19 protein-coding genes and 1 tRNA gene are annotated in these 17869 nt (G+C 57.4%); 3 read left to right on the forward strand and 17 right to left on the reverse strand.

The window, feature by feature from the left end:
• Window positions 1–21: 21 nt before the first annotated feature.
• From PSH96_RS18705 to thrS, 11 genes are all read right to left on the reverse strand, one after another.
• A complete protein-coding gene (locus PSH96_RS18705; protein ID WP_305454281.1) occupies window positions 22–3321 on the reverse strand; it encodes a DEAD/DEAH box helicase in 3300 nt (1099 codons plus the stop codon).
• Complete coding sequence (locus PSH96_RS18710; protein ID WP_305454282.1) at window positions 3314–4111, reverse strand: hypothetical protein; 798 nt, start codon at window positions 4109–4111, stop codon at window positions 3314–3316. Before PSH96_RS18710 ends, PSH96_RS18705 begins: the two co-directional genes overlap by 8 nt.
• 439 nt (window positions 4112–4550) lie before the next feature.
• Window positions 4551–4627: transfer RNA gene (locus PSH96_RS18715), tRNA-Pro, on the reverse strand.
• Window positions 4628–4717: 90 nt separating this feature from the next.
• Window positions 4718–5074: a MerR family transcriptional regulator gene (locus PSH96_RS18720; RefSeq protein WP_003174972.1), complete on the reverse strand. Its 357-nt coding sequence runs from the start codon at window positions 5072–5074 to the stop codon at window positions 4718–4720.
• Window positions 5055–5357 carry an integration host factor subunit alpha gene (gene ihfA / locus PSH96_RS18725; RefSeq protein WP_002553164.1) on the reverse strand — a complete coding sequence of 101 codons (303 nt, stop codon included), beginning with the start codon at window positions 5355–5357 and terminating at the stop codon, window positions 5055–5057. Before ihfA ends, PSH96_RS18720 begins: the two co-directional genes overlap by 20 nt.
• 3 nt (window positions 5358–5360) lie before the next feature.
• Window positions 5361–7739, reverse strand: coding sequence for a phenylalanine--tRNA ligase subunit beta (pheT, locus tag PSH96_RS18730; RefSeq protein ID WP_305454283.1), 2379 nt, complete (start codon window positions 7737–7739; stop codon window positions 5361–5363).
• Window positions 7740–7765: 26 nt separating this feature from the next.
• Window positions 7766–8782, reverse strand: a complete 1017-nt coding sequence (gene pheS, locus PSH96_RS18735; RefSeq protein ID WP_034117607.1) for a phenylalanine--tRNA ligase subunit alpha — start codon at window positions 8780–8782, stop codon at window positions 7766–7768.
• Window positions 8783–8891: 109 nt separating this feature from the next.
• The gene (rplT, locus tag PSH96_RS18740; protein WP_003174975.1) at window positions 8892–9248 is read right to left on the reverse strand and encodes a 50S ribosomal protein L20; all 357 of its coding nucleotides are present in this window, start codon (window positions 9246–9248) and stop codon (window positions 8892–8894) included.
• Window positions 9249–9275: 27 nt separating this feature from the next.
• The gene (gene rpmI / locus PSH96_RS18745; RefSeq protein WP_002553160.1) at window positions 9276–9470 is read right to left on the reverse strand and encodes a 50S ribosomal protein L35; all 195 of its coding nucleotides are present in this window, start codon (window positions 9468–9470) and stop codon (window positions 9276–9278) included.
• Between the two features lie 59 nt (window positions 9471–9529).
• Complete coding sequence (infC, locus tag PSH96_RS18750; protein WP_015884933.1) at window positions 9530–10081, reverse strand: translation initiation factor IF-3; 552 nt, start codon at window positions 10079–10081, stop codon at window positions 9530–9532.
• The gene (thrS, locus tag PSH96_RS18755; RefSeq protein WP_056861278.1) at window positions 10081–12003 is read right to left on the reverse strand and encodes a threonine--tRNA ligase; all 1923 of its coding nucleotides are present in this window, start codon (window positions 12001–12003) and stop codon (window positions 10081–10083) included. Before thrS ends, infC begins: the two co-directional genes overlap by 1 nt.
• A 365-nt stretch (window positions 12004–12368) precedes the next feature.
• On the opposite strand from thrS, the gene PSH96_RS18760 reads away from it, so the two are divergent.
• The gene (locus PSH96_RS18760; RefSeq protein WP_099487418.1) at window positions 12369–12683 is read left to right on the forward strand and encodes a hypothetical protein; all 315 of its coding nucleotides are present in this window, start codon (window positions 12369–12371) and stop codon (window positions 12681–12683) included.
• A gap of 289 nt (window positions 12684–12972) precedes the next feature.
• Window positions 12973–13185 carry a cold-shock protein gene (locus PSH96_RS18765; protein WP_003234260.1) on the forward strand — a complete coding sequence of 71 codons (213 nt, stop codon included), beginning with the start codon at window positions 12973–12975 and terminating at the stop codon, window positions 13183–13185.
• Between the two features lie 73 nt (window positions 13186–13258).
• Here PSH96_RS18765 and PSH96_RS18770 read toward each other — a convergent pair whose 3' ends face one another.
• Both PSH96_RS18770 and PSH96_RS18775 read right to left on the reverse strand, forming a co-directional pair.
• The gene (locus PSH96_RS18770) at window positions 13259–13579 is read right to left on the reverse strand and encodes an I78 family peptidase inhibitor (protein ID WP_017138776.1); all 321 of its coding nucleotides are present in this window, start codon (window positions 13577–13579) and stop codon (window positions 13259–13261) included.
• Window positions 13580–13722: 143 nt separating this feature from the next.
• Entirely contained in the window at window positions 13723–14031 is a 309-nt protein-coding gene (locus PSH96_RS18775) for a hypothetical protein (protein ID WP_305454286.1), read from the reverse strand.
• Window positions 14032–14203: 172 nt separating this feature from the next.
• On the opposite strand from PSH96_RS18775, the gene PSH96_RS18780 reads away from it, so the two are divergent.
• Entirely contained in the window at window positions 14204–14416 is a 213-nt protein-coding gene (locus PSH96_RS18780; protein ID WP_056861277.1) for a hypothetical protein, read from the forward strand.
• A 33-nt stretch (window positions 14417–14449) separates the two neighbouring features.
• On the opposite strand, the gene PSH96_RS18785 is transcribed toward PSH96_RS18780, so the two are convergent.
• The 4 genes from PSH96_RS18785 to PSH96_RS18800 are packed head-to-tail and all read right to left on the reverse strand — an operon-like array spanning window position 14450 to window position 17869.
• Entirely contained in the window at window positions 14450–15478 is a 1029-nt protein-coding gene (locus tag PSH96_RS18785) for a nucleoside hydrolase (RefSeq protein ID WP_305454287.1), read from the reverse strand.
• A 26-nt stretch (window positions 15479–15504) separates the two neighbouring features.
• A complete protein-coding gene (rbsD, locus tag PSH96_RS18790) occupies window positions 15505–15909 on the reverse strand; it encodes a D-ribose pyranase (RefSeq protein ID WP_056861276.1) in 405 nt (134 codons plus the stop codon).
• Window positions 15906–16823: a ribokinase gene (gene rbsK, locus PSH96_RS18795; protein ID WP_305454288.1), complete on the reverse strand. Its 918-nt coding sequence runs from the start codon at window positions 16821–16823 to the stop codon at window positions 15906–15908. The genes rbsD and rbsK overlap by 4 nt, the downstream gene beginning before the upstream one ends.
• A 23-nt stretch (window positions 16824–16846) precedes the next feature.
• Window positions 16847–17869, reverse strand: coding sequence for a LacI family DNA-binding transcriptional regulator (locus PSH96_RS18800; RefSeq protein WP_099487414.1), 1023 nt, complete (start codon window positions 17867–17869; stop codon window positions 16847–16849).

A 17869-nucleotide genomic window follows, 5' to 3' on the forward strand; every position in this document is an offset into this window, starting at 1 on the left:
CCTTAACCCCTCGGCTCTTCCCTAAAAATCGTCGAGTAACGCCACAACGTATGCCTGACGCACTCGTGCAAGCACTTGTTCGAAACTGTCGTATTCCGTCCCCGGCTGAAGGTGTGGCTGAATTTGCGCGAATGTGGCTCGAGCCATTGGACGCGAAGACTCATTAAGGTGGACTGCGTTCGCGAGTAGCTCAGGACTGGCGCATCCTCTCCGTACAACTCCACTCAAAGTAAGCAGTGTCGTTGAGATGACTGGCTCCTCGCCGGACGCTATTGCCTCGGCCGCCAGGATTCGGGCAGGTAAGCCAGCCACGAAAGCAAGATCAGCCGCCAAGCGCACAGCAAAATGTCTCGCCGTCTCGCAGGTCTTGATATGTTTCTCAGCAGTCCCGATAGCGCGCTCAAGATCGCAGAGCGGCTTGCCCGCCATCCACTCGTCCAGTAACGTTTTTATGATCGGGAGTGCCATTACCGCCTTCTCCCCATCGTCTTGAATAGCCCGGTATTGGCCACCAAAAAGCCCTTCGATGTCATTCGGCCTGATTAGCTGAAGCAACCATTCTGGGCGCGTTTCAATCCAGCAGAATAATGACTGAATGCAGTCGGTAGATTTTCCGGAAAACGCACCGGTCTCTATGAGCCCTTTCAGGCTCGCCACGATTTCGTATGGAAGTCCGGATGAGGCCGCCACGCGCTCAAGCCACGAGAGCTCTTGCTTTGGAGCAAGATCGGCACGCCGCTGCATAGCTGACGCCGCGCGACTTTCAATCCACTCTACATCGTTCGCTTGGCGCTTACGGTACGCAGCGAAAGTCCTACGGATCATCGCTTTCGCCGGCTCGTCCGGGGCATCTTCTTCACCGACGGGAAGCCGAGCGAGGAGGTACTCCTCGTTGCCCTCAAGCATTCCGAAATGGATGTGGTCGAGCAAACCCATTAGCGGATCATCAATTTTCAGGCACTGATCCGATTGAGAAAAGATCCCCTGCAACGTCATCCAATGGCTAGCGATGTTGTTCTTCGCGTCGTTGATATTGATGATCTTGCTAGGGATGATTAGCACGAATCCTTGGCCTCCCTCACCTGCCCGACCCGCCCTTCCAGCGGCGTTTAGCAACTCATGGGCATCGAGTTGCTTCATCCTATCGCCAGCGACGTCCCATCGGCTGTCGCCCGCAATTAAGACAATATCACTCGGAAGATTCATGCCTTGCGCGAGGGTCGAAGTGGCGAAAAGCGCATCAATACCATCGCGCCGCTTGAACAGCGATTCATGCAGAAGACGCTCGTGTTTCAGAAGCTGGGCATGGTGGCTTGCGGCACCACCTTTGACCCGACCTTTGGCGTCGAGCTCTAGGTAGCAATGCTGCGGCCCGCCGAGCTCCTCCTCAACGAGCGTACGCAACGCTTGCTCATCATCTGTTAGCGAGACTCGACGGTCGGGCAGCAGTGATCGAAAGTGCCGAACCGTGGCCTCAGCAGCAATGGTGCTCTGTACAAACGTCAGAGTCTTCAGACCGTCCTCAGCGGCCGCCGCGGCAATTGTGCCGGCTACCTTATTGCCGTTTGGCGTAAGGTACCATTCCTTAGTCCATTTGTTAGTACCCGTCGCAAACGCCACAGGTTCATCAAGTAGAGCCATTAACGAGTAGTCGCTGCGATTTCGGGTTGCCCAGGTTTGCCGAAGACAGAAGAAAGCGAGTGGTTGTGCATTTAGCTTCGGCTTCAACTTTGTCGGGACCCCTGCTGTGGTAGCGATTGCCTGCTCGCTGCGAAGCAACTCCTCTAACTCCGCAATTCGATCAGCGCTGTAGGCAACACACCCACGCGCCTGCCGAGTAGGTTTCCATGCCAAATCGAGTGGTAAGCAGGGCCGGCCCGTCAGCTCGGCAACCCAGCCCGCAATCTCTTCCGCGTTCTGCATCATCGCCGAGATCAGCAGTAGGTCGGCGTGGGGTGCCGAATGGGTTAAGTTGAGAATGCAAAGCATAGAATCGATGCTGCGACGGCTCCGATCAGCCTCCCTAGGATGTAAAAGGTGACATTCGTCGAACATCACCAGGCCGACATCCTTAAACGCCTCCGGCTGCAAAGATTGCAGCATGAGACATCGCTCAGGTGTGGTGACTATGATCTCGGGCAATTCGAGGACATCAGAGAAAGCTATCTCTTCATCGAGATCACCTATCACACTGAAATCGCGGAACGCATTCTGGAGCGCGAACGCAGTTTGATCGACAAGCGCTAAGGTCGGCGCAAGCACCACAGCCTTACCGCCACGTAGAAGGGCAGCAGCGATTTTTAGCTCAGCGAGTGTGGATTTGCCACCCCCCGTTGGAAAGCTGACCGCTGCGGAAAGTCCCTTAGAGAGAAAACCTTTTTCGAGCGCTTCGCGATGATTGCGCCATAGATAAGGACGCTTTCCAGCAGCTCGACGAATAACGTGCCACCATTGGTTCTCATCAATCCCGGAAGGCGCAAGAACCCGGCACAGTCCAGCAGCAGCAAGATTTCCTGAAGCGGCAAGCAAAAGCTTTCCGACGTGGAGGGGGCCAGGAAAAATACTTACGGCACTCGGTCCGTCAGCATCAAAAACATTGTCGATCGGCGCAATACAAAGTCCCACCACTTCGGCAAAGATTTCTTGGGCTGGGGAGTGCTCACCCATTTTTGGATCATATACCGGCCGGCTGAGCACTTCGCGCGCGAGCTGAATCACGCCTTTATGCAGCCGCCTCAGCAAAGCATCCACAGCTAATCCCGGCCCGTTTAGGTCAGCAGGACGAGCATATTTTGGCTCATCTGCCTGCTCAACGATTGTTCCGAGCCGCCCAGCAGCAAGATCGCCAATTGCCTTGATCAACTGCGATTCAGCCGACATGTCGTCAGCCTTAGAGACTAGCCGCTTCGCCATCTCAGCAGCATCGCTTTGAGAATCCGCGATCAAAAAAAGTAAAGTGCTGCAAATCTCAGGTGCCGCGCGAATGGCGTCGATGTATGACGCGCGCTCCTCTGATTCAACCTCGGCCATCAAGCAAAGCTGATGCGCGGTCCCAGCTACGAATGCCGCAGCGACGCGGTCGATGCGCTCAGGCGCAGTGGCAACCAACAGTTCCTGGGCCGCCGCCAGTCGGCGCATCTGGTCGAGAAGCTCGACCAGAATCTCGCTTCGCCCCTCTGCATCGGCTGCACCACGCAACCGAACACGTGCAGCGACAATCTCCGCAAACGCATTGGTGAAGCGGCGCGGGAGCTCTTCCAAATCCAGCGAACTGAGGGGTGGCGCTGCGCTAATCAGGTCGATCGTAACCGGATCAAACATTGTCTCTCCATGCTTCGATTTGCCTGATCGTTTTCTTCGCGAACTGATTCATCCAATCCCGAAGGTCTGGGATGAATAAGGTTTCCGCCTGCCGCCGCTCGCGCTTACCAGGAGCAACCTTATCAAAGCCTTTGAAAAGGGCCTGTCGCGAGACATCATTATCGTGGATATCCCTGGCTGTTACGGCCACACGATAATGCCGGACCTCTTCCCAAGATGTAGTTTCTATTGCCGCATCAATGTCTAACTCCGGGAAGCGCTGCTGATGCGCCTCCAAAAGCGCGCCGGTCTCTTGGATGAGTTCTGGCATTCGTTCACCCCGCTCCAGCGCCTTGATCCCCGTCCATACATCCCCCGTGATTTTCGACCGAGGATTAACTGTGGCTTTGTCTTCGAAGATCACAACGGCAGTAATCTGCTTTTTGCCATCCATACGGAGTTGCATGCCATCGAATCCCTTATGAGCAGCAATGGTGTGCGGCGCGCGTACAACGGCTCCGGCTTCATACCGATGAGCGGCAATCCAAGAGATTGATTGAAAAATCCACCCATCGCGGTGATAGGCGTCTAGGCCCTTCGGCACAGTGAGAAGCTTGATCGCGCCCTCGGCGGCGTCGGCCCGGGTGGTGGGAGCTTTTTTGTCGATACACGCGAGAATCGCGGCGACATGACGCGACTGGCCGAGAGCTAGGTATCCGACCTTACGAGCAAGATCGCCCTCATCATCGATAACCCAACGGGAACCATGGCACAACATGCCATGTTCGACCGGTGTAAGTGTCAACGGCATCTTATTTCATCCTTGGCCAATTAAGGCACGCATCCATTGCCGGCAAAATGCCTGCCACGCATCCTCTTTGCAAGCAGCTAGTGAAAAGAAACGCCCCTATTTGCGAAACGATCTTTAGCAATGCCTGCCCGTGCCCGAACGAGGGCTAGCTACCCTCCTCGCTACAGTTCGGTGAACTGTGAGTTGTGTAAAACATATCTTATCCGAAGTGCTACTCGGTACGTCGGCCACCTGTTCTTTGAGCGTTTGATCGACTTACAGCATAACGTTCGAAGCTGAGGCGAACCTCGATTGGAATTTCCTACACACCCTTTTTCAGCCTTTCCAGAAACTACGCGCGACCTAAAATTCCACCAAGAGCCAGTCGTTTTGTAGGGGTAAAAACGAACAAAAATAAAAAAGGGTCGCGAGATAAAATCTCGCAACCCCTTGAATTATATGGTCGGGACGGAGTGATTCGAACACTCGACCCCTAGCACCCCATGCTAGTGCGCTACCGGACTGCGCTACGCCCCGACTAGGCGTGTTACTGGGTTTGCTTCGTAACGAAGCGATCCGGAATATACCGCAAGCTTTTGAAATGTGGAAGTATTTTAAAAGCTTGTATCACTTCTTCAACACCACCAGCACATCTTCAAGTTCGGAGATCATCTGGCGGATCAGTTGTTTGTATTGGGTGGTGTCGTCTTTGGCTTCATCACCGGACATACGCTGGCGCGCGCCGCTGATGGTGAACCCCTGGTCGTACAGCAACGCACGGATCTGTCGGATCATCAGCACATCCTGGCGCTGATAATACCGACGGTTCCCGGTGCGTTTGACGGGGTTGAGTTGAGGAAACTCCTGCTCCCAATAGCGCAGCACGTGCGGCTTGACCGCACAGAGCTCGCTGACTTCACCAATGGTGAAGTAGCGTTTGCCTGGGATGACGGGTAGCTCGTCGTTATGACTTGGTTCCAGCATAAGCCTCAACTCGGGCCTTCAACTTCTGCCCTGGACGAAAGGTGACCACACGGCGAGCCGTGATCGGGATTTCTTCTCCCGTTTTTGGATTGCGGCCAGGCCGCTGGCGTTTGTCCCGCAGGTCAAAATTGCCGAAACCGGACAATTTGACCTGTTCGTTGTCTTCCAGAGCGTGCCGAATTTCTTCAAAGAACAGCTCGACCAATTCCTTGGCTTCGCGTTTGTTCAGACCCAACTCTTCGTACAGACGTTCCGCCATCTCAGCTTTCGTCAAAGCCCCCATACGTCACTTCCTTAACGTGGCGTTCAACCTTTGTTCGAGCGAGGTGAGGATATTTTGTGTCGTGGTATTCACCTCATCGTCATTAAGAGTGCGCGATGGATGCTGCCAGGTCAAGCCAACTGCAAGGCTTTTTCTATGCGGATCAATGCCTTTACCCTGATAGACGTCAAATAGCCTGAGGTCTGTCAGCCATTCCCCTGCATTTTCACGGATTACGTCCAGAACGGCAGTGGCGGCCACTTCACGGTCAGCGATCAGCGCGAGGTCACGACGCACTTCAGGGAAGCGCGACAACTCGCTGAATTTAGGCATTTTGCCCGACGCCACTTCAGCCAGAACCAGCTCAAAAACGAATACCGGACGGTCCAGACCCAGGGTTTTCGACAGCTCCGGGTGGATGGCACCGACAAAACCCACCAAACGCCCTTCGCGCTCGATACGTGCAGTCTGGCCCGGGTGCAATGCCGGGTGGCTACCAGGCACAAAGGTGAAGTCATCCAGTGCACCGGCAAAGCCCAGCACCGCTTCCACATCGGCTTTAACGTCGAAGAAGTCCACGCCATCGCGGCCCTGTGCCCAGCCTTCAGGCAGGCGGCTACCGCAGACAACACCGGCCAGCATCGGCTCTTGCTTGAGGCCGTCGAGTTGGCCGACAAAACGCAGGCCGCTTTCGAACATGCGCACGCGGTCCTGCTGACGGTTCAGGTTATGGGAAAGTGCCTTAACCAGACCCGGCCACAGCGACGAACGCATGGCCGCCATGTCATTGGAGATCGGGTTAGCCAACAGCAACGGCTCAACACCTGGGTTGAACAGCTCAAACTGCTTTGGATCGATGAAGCTATAAGTCACCGCTTCCTGGTAGCCACGGGCAACCAGCAGGCGACGCAACTCTGGCAGGTGCGCACGCGCTTCGGCCTTGGGTTGCGGCGCCAGGCGCGCTTGCGGGTAACGAACTGGCAGGCGGTTGTAGCCGTACAGGCGGGCCAGCTCTTCGATCAGGTCGACTTCCAGGCTGATGTCGAAACGATGGCTTGGCACTTCTACGTGCCACTGCCCTTCCCCACCGGCGGAAATACCCAGGCCGAGTGCAGACAACAGCTGTTCGATCTGCGCAGGTTCAATCACCAGGCCAAGCATTTGCTCGACGCTTTTTGCGCGCAGGGTAATCGGTGCAATCGACGGCAGGAACTGCTCGTTGACGGTCTCGGTGATCGGGCCGGCTTCGCCGCCGGTGATTTCCAGCAGCAGGCCAGTGGCGCGCTCCATGGCTTCACGGGCCAGCTTCCAGTCCACACCGCGCTCGTAGCGGTGCGACGCGTCGGTGTGCAGGCCGTAGGAGCGGGCCTTGCCAGCGATGGCGATCTGGTCGAAGAACGCGCTCTCAAGGAAAATATCGCGGGTGGTTTCGGACACGCCGCTGTGCTCGCCACCCATCACGCCGGCAATCGCCAGGGCGCGGGAATGGTCGGCAATTACCAGGGTGTCGGCGCGCAGGCTGACTTCCTGGCCGTCGAGCAATACCAGCTTCTCGCCTTCTTCGGCCATGCGCACGCGAATGCCGCCATTGATTTCGGCGAGATCGAAGGCGTGCAGCGGTTGGCCCAGCTCCAGCATCACATAGTTGGTGATGTCCACGGCAGCATCGATGCTGCGCACGTCGGCGCGACGCAGGCGCTCAACCATCCACAGCGGGGTTGGCTTGGACAGGTCGACGTTACGGATGACACGACCCAGGTAACGTGGGCAGGCGTTTGGCGCCAGTACGTCGATAGGGCGCACTTCGTCATGCACTGCAGCGACTGCGGCAACCACTGGGCGGGTGACCGGGGCGTTGTACAGCGCGCCCACTTCACGGGCCAGACCGGCGAGGGACAGGCAGTCACCCCGGTTCGGGGTCAGGTCGACCTCGATGCTGGCATCTTCCAGTTCCAGGTAAACGCGAATGTCCTGGCCCACTGGCGCATCGGCCGGCAGTTCCATCAGGCCATCGTTGCCCTCGCCGACTTGCAGCTCGGCCTGGGAGCACAGCATGCCGTTGGACTCAACGCCACGCAGCTTGGCTTTCTTGATCTTGAAGTCGCCCGGCAGTTCGGCGCCGATCATGGCAAACGGAATCTTCAGGCCCGGGCGCACGTTGGGCGCTCCGCACACGACCTGGAAGGTTTCCACGCCATTGCTGACCTGGCACACGCGCAGCTTGTCGGCATCGGGGTGCTGTTCGGTGCTCAGCACTTCACCCACTACCACACCGCTGAAAACACCGGCGGCCGGCGTGACGCTATCGACCTCAAGGCCGGCCATCGACAGACGAGCAACCAGCTCGTCGCGATCTACCTGCGGGCTTACCCAGCCACGCAGCCATTGTTCACTGAATTTCATCCTGCTCTCCTAAAGATTCGTTACGACTAGCGAAATTGCGCGAGGAACCGCAAGTCGTTGTCGAAGAACAGACGCAAGTCGTTCACGCCGTAACGCAGCATGGCCAGGCGCTCAACGCCCATGCCGAAGGCAAAGCCCGAGAACTCTTCCGGGTCGATCCCGGACATGCGCAGCACGTTAGGGTGAACCATGCCGCAGCCCATCACTTCCAGCCAGCCGGTCTGCTTGCAGACGCGGCAGCCTTTGCCGCTGCACATCACGCATTCCATGTCGACTTCAGCGGATGGCTCGGTGAACGGGAAGAACGATGGACGGAAACGCACCGCCAGCTCTTTCTCGAAGAACACCCGCAGGAACTCTTCGATGGTGCCTTTGAGGTCGGCAAAATTGATGTCGCGATCGACCAGCAGGCCTTCGACCTGGTGGAACATCGGCGAGTGGGTGATATCCGAGTCGCTGCGGTACACACGGCCTGGGCAGACAATGCGGATCGGCGGCTTGTTCGCTTCCATGGTGCGCACCTGTACCGGCGAGGTATGGGTGCGCAACAGCATGTTCGCGTTGAAATAGAAGGTGTCGTGCATCGACCGGGCCGGGTGATGGCCTGGGATGTTGAGCGCCTCGAAGTTGTGATAATCGTCTTCGACCTCGGGGCCTTCGGCAATGCCGTAGCCGATGTGGGTGAAGAACTGCTCGATACGTTCCAGAGTCCGGGTGATCGGATGCAGACCGCCCGAGGCCTGGCCACGACCAGGCAAGGTGACGTCAATGGACTCGGCGGCGAGCTTGGCCGCAAGATCGGCCTCCTCGAGCGACGCCTTGCGCGCATTGAGCACCTCGGTGACACGCTCCTTGGCAACGTTGATCAGCGCGCCGACTTGCGGACGCTCTTCAGCCGGCAAATTCCCCAGGGTCTTCATCACCTGAGTCAATTCACCTTTTTTGCCAAGGTAGTGAACCCGGATTTGCTCCAGGGCATTTACATCTTCAGCGCTATGCACAGCCTCAAGAGCTTGGGCAACGAGCGCATCCAGGTTTTCCATGTACAGACTCCAGATACAAAATAGGGGAAGAGCTTGAAGGCTCTTCCCCTATTTATGACGTTTACCACCTTGGGCTACAGGAGCAGCCCAAGGTGACTGTCGGGGGTACTTAAGCCAAAGTGGCTTTAGCTTTCTCGACAATCGCAGCAAACACCGCTTTTTCGTTCACGGCCAGTTCAGCCAGAACCTTACGGTCGATTTCGATGGACGCTTTTTTCAGGCCAGCGATGAAACGGCTGTAGGACAGACCGTTAACACGTGCACCAGCATTGATACGAGCGATCCACAGAGCGCGGAACTGACGTTTTTTCTGACGACGGTCGCGGTAGGCGTATTGGCCTGCCTTGATTACCGCTTGCTTGGCAACACGGAATACGCGTGAACGCGCGCCGTAGTAGCCTTTAGCAAGTTTCAGAATTTTTTTGTGACGCTTACGGGCAATGACGCCACGCTTTACACGAGCCATGAGTTATTCCTCTATTCTTGACTAAAATTAACGAAGGCGCAGCATGCGCTCGACTTTTGCCACGTCAGACGGATGCAGCAAGCTGCTACCGCGCAGTTGACGTTTACGCTTGGTCGACATTTTGGTCAGAATGTGGCTCTTGAAAGCGTGCTTGTGCTTGATACCGTTAGCAGTTTTCAGAAACCGCTTAGCAGCACCACTTTTAGTTTTCATCTTTGGCATGTTCGGTACTCCGCATTCAGTTGATAAACATAATCAGAAGGCCTGCCGTGCCCTGTTGATTACTTCTTCTTTTTCGGGGCGATGACCATAATAAGCTGGCGTCCTTCCATCTTAGGATGCTGTTCGACCGAACCGTACTCGAGCAGGTCAGCTTCAACCCGCTTGAGGAGTTCCATCCCCAGCTCCTGGTGGGCCATCTCACGGCCGCGGAATCGCAAGGATACCTTGGCCCTGTCCCCATCACTCAGGAAACGTACCAGGTTGCGCAGTTTTACCTGGTAATCCCCTTCCTCCGTCCCTGGACGAAACTTGATTTCTTTTACTTGAATCTGCTTCTGGTTCTTCTTCGCTGCGGCAACCTGTTTCTTCTTCTCGAAGATCGATTTGCCGTAGTCCATCACCCGACAAACAGGTGGGATTGCATCGGCGGAGATTTCCACCAGGTCCAATTTGGACTCTTCAGCAATACGAAGCGCTTCATCAATCGAGACGATGCCAATCTGCTCGCCGTCAGCGCCAATTAACCGAACCTCGCGTGCCGAGATATTCTCGTTGATCGGGGCTTTCGGTGCAGCTCGTTTATCTTGTCTCATTTCACGCTTAATAATAATTACTCCGAATCTGGGCGACCACGCCGGGAAACCGCTTGCGCGAGGAACTCAGCGAACTGGGCGACGGGCATCGAGCCCAGGTCAGCACCTTCACGAGTACGCACAGCGACAGTCTGCATCTCGACTTCCCGATCTCCGATAACCAAAAGATAGGGAACCTTGAGCAAAGTATGCTCACGGATTTTAAAGCCGATCTTTTCATTTCTCAAGTCGGACTTGGCACGAAATCCGCTTTCGTTGAGAGTTTTTTCAACTTCAGCGGCAAAATCGGCCTGTTTATCAGTGATATTCATGATCACTGCCTGGGTCGGAGCCAGCCACGCAGGGAATGCACCCTCGTAGTGCTCGATCAGGATACCGACGAACCGTTCGAACGAGCCGAGGATCGCCCGGTGCAGCATAACCGGGTGCTTACGGCTGTTATCTTCGGAGACGTATTCGGCTCCCAAACGGATCGGCAGGTTAAAATCGAGCTGCAGGGTACCACACTGCCAGACGCGGCCAAGGCAATCTTTCAGCGAGAACTCGATCTTCGGACCGTAGAAGGCGCCCTCACCCGGCTGCAGATCGTACGCAAGGCCCGCGCTGTCCAGCGCAGCGGCCAGTGCAGATTCAGCGCGATCCCAGAGTTCGTCGGAGCCAACACGTTTTTCCGGACGAGTGGATAGCTTCATTTCGACTTCGGTGAAGCCGAAATCGCGGTAAACGTCCATGGTCAGCTTGATGAACGCGGCGGATTCGGCCTGCATCTGCTCTTCAGTGCAGAAGATGTGGGCGTCGTCCTGGGTGAAGCCACGCACACGCATGATGCCGTGCAGCGCACCCGACGGCTCGTTACGGTGGCAGGCACCGAACTCGGCCAGGCGCATCGGCAACTCGCGGTAGCTCTTCAGGCCCTGATTGAACACCTGCACGTGGCACGGGCAGTTCATCGGCTTGATGGCGTAGTCGCGGTTTTCCGACTGAGTGGTGAACATGTTATCGGCGTAGTTGGCCCAGTGCCCGGATTTCTCCCACAGGCTACGGTCAACAACCTGAGGCGTCTTGATCTCCAGGTAGCCGTTGTCACGCTGAACCTTGCGCATGTACTGCTCGAGCACCTGGTACAGGGTCCAGCCGTTCGGGTGCCAAAACACCATGCCCGGCGCTTCTTCCTGGAGGTGGAACAGGTTCAGGCGCTTGCCGATCTTGCGGTGGTCGCGCTTTTCAGCTTCTTCGATGCGCTGGATGTAGGCCGCCAGCTGCTTCTTGTCAGCCCAGGCCGTGCCGTAGATCCGCTGCAATTGTTCGTTCTTCGCGTCACCGCGCCAGTAGGCACCCGACAGCTTGGTCAGCTTGAACGACTTGAGAAAGCGTGTGTTCGGCACGTGCGGGCCACGGCACATGTCGACATATTCTTCGTGGTAATACAGGCCCATGGCCTGCTCGTCCGGCATGTCTTCCACCAGACGCAGCTTGTAGTCTTCGCCGCGGGCGGTAAACACGTCGATGACTTCGGCGCGCGGCGTGACCTTCTTGATCACGTCGTAATCTTTTTCGATCAGCGCGTGCATGCGCGCTTCAATAGCCGCCAGGTCGTCCGGAGTGAAAGGACGCTCATAGGCGATATCGTAATAGAAGCCTTCGTCAATGACGGGGCCGATCACCATTTTTGCCGTCGGGTACAGCTGCTTGACCGCATGGCCGATCAGGTGCGCGCAAGAGTGGCGAATGATCTCCAGCCCCTCTTGATCCTTGGGCGTGATGATTTGCAGGCTGGCATCAGCGGTGATCAGGTCGCTGGCGTCCACCAGCTTGCCGTCGACCTTGCCGGCCACGGTGGCCTTGGCAAGACCTGCACCAATGGATGCGGCGACCTCGGCTACGGAAACCGAATGATCGAATGAACGTTGACTGCCGTCGGGAAGAGTAATAGTTGGCATGGCGCCTCCTCTCCTAGTGGTGACCCCTACCAAAGGTCACGTGGGTTGGGATGAGCCAGTACAAGATCCAACACCAGGCCGTTCAGTGATGAACGCCTGCCTTACAGCGGCAGGAGCCTTTCGGCCAACCGATAATCGAACCAGAGTGACTGGAGTGAACTCAAAAAACATGGCAAGGCGGCAATGGGCGCGCCAGGAAATAGCCAAGCGGAGGATGCTAGCACAGATGAACGGTCATCGCGCCTGCCGCGCCTGATGAAACATAAAATCCCGTGTTTGATGCCTGCAAAAGTGAACTTGGGCTGTACGAAAGCCCTCAAACCCGCTGAGAATCGCTGTTTGCCCACGAATCAAAGGAGCACTTCATGATGCGCTTTACCTCGACCCTCGCTCTCGCCGCTTCCCTGACCCTCCTTTCCCTCGGCGCGCAGGCTGCCGCCCCGTCGAACTGGCCAGCCGGTGCCCGCGACAGCTTCATTGCAGATTGCAGTGCCGCCGCCAGCCAAAGCGTTGATGCCAAAACCGCCAAAGACCATTGCGAATGTGGCGCCGACAAGATCAACGCCGAATTGAGCACTGCCGAAATCAAGGAACTCATGACCAACCAGAACGCCAAGCCGGAGTTGAAAAACAAAGCTGTCGCGGCGATTTCGTCCTGCAAAGTCGTGAAGAAAAAATAACTACGACCCCTGATCAGACGGCCATTTGACTGAAAAAACAGCCTGAAAACTGCCATTTCGCACAAATTACGCAGCTTTTACGGCTTTTTTTAACAGCTGATATTTCGCCGCAAAGCCCCGTAGATCGGGGCTTTCAGCCGACCAAGGCACTAAACGCAACGCTATTGATTAGCAAACAATGCCTTGGGGGGGCTTACAAGCTGAACATTTCGACTATGATACCCCGGTGTGCCCAGTTGGCCTGAGCAGCACAGCACTACTGAAAATATATGTTTCTTGGAGATACACCATGTCTAATCGCCAAACCGGCACCGTTAAATGGTTCAACGATGAAAAAGGCTTCGGCTTCATCACTCCTCAAGGTGGCGGTGACGACCTGTTCGTACACTTCAAAGCTATCGAAAGCGACGGTTTCAAAAGCCTGAAAGAAGGCCAAACCGTTTCCTTCGTGGCTGAGAAAGGCCAAAAGGGTATGCAAGCTGCACAGGTTCGCGGCGAGTAATTCTCCGCTGAGCTAAAAAAACCCCGTCCATGTGACGGGGTTTTTTATGGGCGCTGCAAAAGCCGCAAGGCGATCAGCCGCAGTTGACCCGCGTGATCACCAGGTTGTCGTCGGTATTCAGGTTCAGACGGTCGGAGCGGTATTCCAGGGTGATCATGTCGTTAGGCTTGAGGATCCGTGCGTTCTGCGCGCCGGCACGGGTACGCGCCTGCTCCAGCAATTGAGGCGAGGCTTTCTGGCCGATGGCGAATTCGGCGGCCTTCGATTCGCAGCGGGTGTGACCTGCATCGGCAACGGCGGCATCTTTGCCTGGCTCAGGGGCACCCGGGGTGCTGCAACCCGCCAACGCGAGTGCTGCCAACAAAGTACCGAATGATGCGAGCTTCCAAGGCATGAAGCCTCCTATGAAAAAAATGGACAGAGATCGTGCGACAGCGATCTGGCGGTTTGGTTTCAAGACGCAAATCGCCGAAGGGTAAGTCTGCCTGACTCACGGTGAGCATTCGCTCGATCAATCGTCACCAGATATGAACGAATTCAGTAGATGTCGATGTAGTCAAACGGTGGCTTTGGCCAGTTCTGCTGGAGCGCATTGAAAATCTGCCGGACCCAGACCTCATCACTGGCGGCGACGTTACCGACATAACCCGAACCTTTGGCCCAGGTCTCGAGGCGAAACAGCAGGCCATCGATGTCGACTCCGCCTACGGCCTTCCCGGACGAGATATAGGCGATTCCGCCCTTGGTCACGCGCAGCTGGGTATGTTCGTCGTCACTGGCGCTGGCGAGCAATTGGCGCACGGCGTCCAGCGTGAGGTTCTCGGGGTTGTTCAAATCGATCTGCACCTGGTGTCCCCGGTAGTTGAATAGGGCAACAGTGTCGCACAGCATCGGCCTCATCCCGAAACGTCTCATGCCTAAGTAGCACTGCCAAACGCCGCGCAAAAATGGTTAACTGCCCCGGTTAGAAGCGCGCTCCAGCGCACTGCCCAGCATTCCAGCCCCGTGAGCCCCGACCATGAGTACCGTAACCCTCCAAGCCGACATCAAAGCCAAGTGGCCTCAAGGACAAAGCTCCTACAGCCCCGGAAGCACGGAGGAGTTGGCCATCATCGGAATCGACCTGCTGGTCAAGGAACTCGGCACGCAGGCCGCACAGGCCTTCATCGGCCAGGTATTCGAGAAATACCCGGCCGACCACATGGGCGCCCACAACCCCGAGCGCGAATAAGACCCGGCCGGCGGGCGCCGACCGGCAAACAGCTTACTTCAGACGTGCCAGGCGCTCGGTCAGCAGATCGAAGAAGCCTTGGGCATCACCGTTCTCAACCCAGAATGCGTTCTTCGGCTGCTTGAGGCCGTCATACCAGTCGACGACGGTCTGGCCGAAGGTCGGGCCTTCGCGGCTGTCGATCACCACGTTGACTTCACGGCCGCTGAACAGGGAAGGCTTGAGCAGGTAGGCAATCACGGTAGCGTCATGCACCGGGCCACCCGGGATGCCGTAGTGCTCCATGTCGCCCTTGACGTATTCATTGAGAATATCGCCCACCACCTTGCTCGCATTGTTCTTGATGTCGGCAATCTGTTTCAGCCGCGCGTCACTGGTCAGCACCTTGTGGGTCACGTCCAGCGGCAGGTAAGTCAGCTTGACGCCACTCTTGAGCACGATTTCAGCCGCAACAGGGTCTGCGAACAGGTTGAACTCAGCCACCGGGGTGATATTGCCACCATTAAAATGCGCCCCGCCCATCACCACCACTTCCTTGATGCCTTGGGTGATCTCCGGCGCCTGGGTCAACGCCAGTGCCAGGTTGGTCTGTGGGCCGAGCATGGCGATAGTGATGCTGTGAGGCTTGGCGGTGCTCAGGGTCTTGATCAGGTAGTCAACGGCATTGCCTTCGGCCAGGCCTTTTTTCGGCTCATGCACGGCGACCCCGGAAATACCTTCCTTGCCGTGGATGTTCTCCGCATAGATCGGCGTGCGCAGCATGGGTGTTGGCGCGCCGGCGTATACCGGGATGTCCTCGCGCCCTGCCCACTCGCGGGCCAGGCGCGCGTTGCGGGAGGTCTTGTCGAGGCGCACGTTACCGGCGACGGTGGTCAGCGCACGAATGCTCAGCTCCTGCGGGGACGCCATGGCAAACAGCAACGCCACGACGTCATCGGCGCCTGGGTCAGTGTCGATGATCAGGTCGATTTTTTCCGCCGCGTGGGCGCTGGCTGCGGTGAGTGCGGACAAAAGCAGGACACTCCGAAATAGATTCTTGAGGGTTGGAAGACCACGTTGCATGAAACACTCCTTGTCGTAGGGAAACTCTAGAAGGTAACGCCGGACACCAGCGCGATATTGCAATACGGCTGGCACTCGCCCGTGCGCACCACCGCGCGGGCCTTGCGGCTGAGCTGCTTGAAGTCTTCATGGCTGACCAAACGGCGCTCGCCCAGAGCAGCCTGTTCGGTCAACACATTGAGTGGCGTCAGCGCAGGTGGCTGCTTGAGCAGGATTTCCTCGGCCAGCACGTGGCTTTCTACCTGCATCTCGCTGAGCACAATGCGCAGGGTGCTGATGAAATCCGGAATGCCCTGGGTCAGCGCCAGGTCGATCAACTCGACACCTGGCGGCACCGGCAAACCGGCATCACCGATCACCAGGATGTCACCGTGGCCAAGGGATGCGATCACGCGCGACAGCGCGATATTGAGCAATGGTGTCTTTTTCATGAGGGCATAAAACCTTGTATGTCCTGCAGCGTAGGAATAGAGGGTTGCGCACCCGCCCGCGTAACCGACAGCGCGGCAGCCACCTGGCCAAACCGGATGGCCTCGGCTTCGCTTTTGCCATTGGCCAGCGCCGCGGCAAAACCACCGACAAAGGTGTCACCGGCAGCCGTGGTGTCCACCGCCTTGACCTTGGGCGCCTGCAAATGCTCGAAGCCATGGCCATCGGCAAACAACGCGCCCTGGGCACCCAGGGTGATGATGACTTTGCCGGCACCCGCCTTGAGCAGCTGCGTCGCAGCCACCTTGGCGCTGTCGAGGGAATCGACCGTCACACCACTCAGGGCGCTGGCTTCGCTTTCGTTGGGGATCAGGTAATCGATCGAGGCATACCATTCCCCTGGCAGCGGGCCGCTGGCCGGTGCCGGGTTGAGGATTACGGTCTTGCCCAAGTCACGACCGCGCTTGAGCGCATGGCCAACCGTGTCCATCGGCACTTCCAGTTGACAGACGATGACGTCTGCCGCCTGCACCACCGCATCAGCTGCCTGCAACGACGCAGGCGTGAGCTCACCGTTGCTGCCGGCCACGATCACAATCGCGTTCTGGCTGCTGTCATCCACCACGATCAACGCCACGCCGCTGGAGCCATCCACCGTGCTGACGGCCTGGCAATCGATACCCTCCACCAGCAGCGCGTCACGCAATTGCGCGCCGTAGGCATCCGTGCCCACACAGCCGATCATCGCCACCTCAGCGCCAAGGCGCGCGGAGGCCACCGCCTGGTTGGCGCCCTTGCCGCCCGGAACGGTGGAGAACGTCTGGCCGATCAGGGTTTCACCGGCGCGCGGCAAGCGACTGGCGCGGGTCACCAGGTCCATGTTCAAGCTGCCTATTACCACTACTTTTGCTGGCATACATCAGTACTCATCAATTCGGTTCAGCGGTATTGGGCGAACACACCGGCGAATGGCGCCGTCGACTCACGCAAAACAATGCTCGGCGTCACGATGCGCTGATCGATCGGCAGTTGGGGTGTTGCAATTCGTCGCAGTAAAAGCTCGGCCGCCGTCTCGCCCAGTTGCACAATCGACTGCCCGACCGTCGTCAGCGCCGGGTACACGTAACGGCCCATTTGAATATCGTCAAAACCAATCACCGACAGCTCGCCTGGCACGCGAATATTGCGTTCGGCTGCCGCACGCAACACGCCGAAACCAATCATATCGTTACTGGCGAAAATCGCACTGGGCGGGTTTTCCGACAGCAGCTGTACCGCCGCGGCATAACCACCGGTGCTGGTGAAGTCGCTTTCCTGGGTGCGATTGGCTGCCACTTCCACCCCCGCCTCACGCAGCGCGCGGTGATAGCCGGCCAGACGCATCTGCGCTACGCGGGTATGACTGGGGCCACCAATGCAGGCGATATCGCGGTGACCAAGCTCCAGCAAATGCCGGGTCGCCAGGTAGGCTCCCTGCTCATGGTCGATGCGCACCAGGTCGACATCAATGCCATCCAGTGCGCGGTCGACAATCACCATGGGCGTGCGCACCGCGCTCAAGCCTGCGGCAAGGCCACTGTCGTCGCCGCCCACCGAGGTTACGATCAGGCCGTCGATGCGCTTTTCCAGCAACACGCGCAAATAGCTGCGCTGCTTTTCGGCGTTGTCGTCGGAGTTGCAGAGGATCACGCAATAGCCATTACGCTCGCAGTAATCCTCGATACCCCGCGCCAGCTCGGCAAAATACGGGTTAAGGCTGTTGGGCACCAGCAGGCCGATGGTCGCAGTGGTCTTGGCCTTGAGCGAGCGCGCGACAGCACTCGGCACGTAGTCCAGTTGCTTGATCGCCGCTTCCACCTTGATGCGCACAGGCTCGCTGACCGGCCGCGTCTTGTTCACCACATGGGACACGGTGGTGTAGGAAATACCTGCAAGCGCGGCCACATCCTTGATCGTTGCCAT

The sequence above is a fragment of the Pseudomonas sp. FP2338 genome (assembly GCF_030687515.1).
GTDB lineage: Bacteria > Pseudomonadota > Gammaproteobacteria > Pseudomonadales > Pseudomonadaceae > Aquipseudomonas > Aquipseudomonas salomonii.

What these genes read in the sequence shown, in the direction of transcription:
- pheT (WP_305454283.1), bottom strand. Translation starts at nt 7,739, where the DNA reads ATGAAATTCAGTGAACAATGGCTGCGTGGCTGGGTAAGCCCGCAGGTA.
- pheS (WP_034117607.1), bottom strand. Translation starts at nt 8,782, where the DNA reads ATGGAAAACCTGGATGCGCTCGTTGCCCAAGCTCTTGAGGCTGTGCAT.
- thrS (WP_056861278.1), bottom strand. Translation starts at nt 12,003, where the DNA reads ATGCCAACTATTACTCTTCCCGACGGCAGTCAACGTTCATTCGATCAT.
- rbsD (WP_056861276.1), bottom strand. Translation starts at nt 15,909, where the DNA reads ATGAAAAAGACACCATTGCTCAATATCGCGCTGTCGCGCGTGATCGCA.
- rpmI (WP_002553160.1), bottom strand. Translation starts at nt 9,470, where the DNA reads ATGCCAAAGATGAAAACTAAAAGTGGTGCTGCTAAGCGGTTTCTGAAA.
- PSH96_RS18760 (WP_099487418.1), top strand. Translation starts at nt 12,369, where the DNA reads ATGATGCGCTTTACCTCGACCCTCGCTCTCGCCGCTTCCCTGACCCTC.
- PSH96_RS18720 (WP_003174972.1), bottom strand. Translation starts at nt 5,074, where the DNA reads ATGCTGGAACCAAGTCATAACGACGAGCTACCCGTCATCCCAGGCAAA.
- PSH96_RS18785 (WP_305454287.1), bottom strand. Translation starts at nt 15,478, where the DNA reads ATGCAACGTGGTCTTCCAACCCTCAAGAATCTATTTCGGAGTGTCCTG.
- PSH96_RS18770 (WP_017138776.1), bottom strand. Translation starts at nt 13,579, where the DNA reads ATGCCTTGGAAGCTCGCATCATTCGGTACTTTGTTGGCAGCACTCGCG.
- PSH96_RS18705 (WP_305454281.1), bottom strand. Translation starts at nt 3,321, where the DNA reads ATGTTTGATCCGGTTACGATCGACCTGATTAGCGCAGCGCCACCCCTC.
- PSH96_RS18800 (WP_099487414.1), bottom strand. Translation starts at nt 17,869, where the DNA reads ATGGCAACGATCAAGGATGTGGCCGCGCTTGCAGGTATTTCCTACACC.
- PSH96_RS18780 (WP_056861277.1), top strand. Translation starts at nt 14,204, where the DNA reads ATGAGTACCGTAACCCTCCAAGCCGACATCAAAGCCAAGTGGCCTCAA.
- PSH96_RS18710 (WP_305454282.1), bottom strand. Translation starts at nt 4,111, where the DNA reads ATGCCGTTGACACTTACACCGGTCGAACATGGCATGTTGTGCCATGGT.
- rplT (WP_003174975.1), bottom strand. Translation starts at nt 9,248, where the DNA reads ATGGCTCGTGTAAAGCGTGGCGTCATTGCCCGTAAGCGTCACAAAAAA.
- PSH96_RS18765 (WP_003234260.1), top strand. Translation starts at nt 12,973, where the DNA reads ATGTCTAATCGCCAAACCGGCACCGTTAAATGGTTCAACGATGAAAAA.
- ihfA (WP_002553164.1), bottom strand. Translation starts at nt 5,357, where the DNA reads ATGGGGGCTTTGACGAAAGCTGAGATGGCGGAACGTCTGTACGAAGAG.
- rbsK (WP_305454288.1), bottom strand. Translation starts at nt 16,823, where the DNA reads ATGCCAGCAAAAGTAGTGGTAATAGGCAGCTTGAACATGGACCTGGTG.